Below are 1088 nucleotides of genomic sequence, written 5' to 3'. Positions count from 1 at the left end.
GCGCCAACTGCCGGCTGTGATCCGCCAGCGTCTTGCCAGTGAGGCCAAAACCGCTCAAGCTTGAGACCTTCGATGGTGCCCTTCAACCTCGTTAGAGCCGGCTCCAATATGCCGAAAACTGGTGGCTCCATTACGCCGAAAGGTGACAGTTCCGCCCTGATGTGCTCGCCGGCGCTGGCACCGTGCTCCATGGTGTAGCCGTCGCCGATGTCCGCGCACAGCCCGACCACACCGATGGCGAAGTCGACTAGGTTCCGGTCGAGCGGGTCGCCATCGCGAATCAGACCCACCTGTACGGCCACGGCATAGAAGGCCGCCCGCGGATCGCGCCCAACCGGGGCATCGTTCTCGTCTTCCATGGCGCGATCCTATCCCGGCGCGGTATGGCCCGTCCACAAGGAGCGCGACCCCGCAGAAGCCGCGGAGGGTGGGTTCAGAGAGGCACTTCAGGCTGAGTGATGCCTCCTAGATGTCGCTTGAAAGGGTGGCAGTTGAGGCTCAGCGCCCTGGCACTTACGACGCAGCCGCGACCTGATTGCTGCATGACCCTTCGCGGTGATTTCCGACACTACCGCTTGACCCTTGTACCGCCAACCTGCACTGTCGTATACCTGCGTGGGCATGCATCCGATGACGAAGTCCATCGACAGTAGGAAGCCAACCTTCGCGATGTCCCGGCAGTCCCAAAACACCGCTGGCAGGGCTCCTTCGGCCAATTGAGCGAGAAGGTCGAGTGGCATTTCTTGTCCCAGCGCAGGTGCTCAGTTGGCCCCGCCGACACCGTCAACTGAGAGTGATGTTTCGCACTGCCGCCGGCAATACGCAAGAAGCGCTTTGATCTCGGTGGACTTGTCAAAGACGRCGCTTGCTCCCARGTCCTGGCACCTATTCGTAATTTCCCTCGTCGCATGGTTGGTGAGMACCACCATTCGCTGGCTCCAACTGCGCACCCGACACGCGGCAAGAACGCGCAACCCATTGCTGTGTGCCAGGAGCAGGTCTAGGACTACAAGGTCCCAGTTGTTAGGGTTCGACAGCAACCACAGGACGGCCGCGGCCTCCGTTGATGTGTGCCCAACCACTCGAAG

Annotated in this window: 2 protein-coding genes; both read right to left on the bottom strand. The window is 61.4% G+C overall.

The genetic code is table 11. The annotated features are described in order from the left end of the window. On the bottom strand, positions 1–359 hold a 359-nt coding region (locus AC1DNF_RS35655), incomplete at its 3' end, for a hypothetical protein (protein WP_478153644.1). Positions 360–761: 402 nt separating this feature from the next. Next, on the bottom strand, positions 762–1082 hold the full coding sequence (locus AC1DNF_RS35650; RefSeq protein WP_478153645.1) for a response regulator: 321 nt from the start codon (positions 1080–1082) through the stop codon (positions 762–764). Positions 1083–1088: the final 6 nt, after the last annotated feature.

It is taken from the genome of Variovorax sp. 01T432 (assembly GCF_056398605.1).
This window is presented reverse-complemented; position numbering and strand designations above follow the sequence as displayed.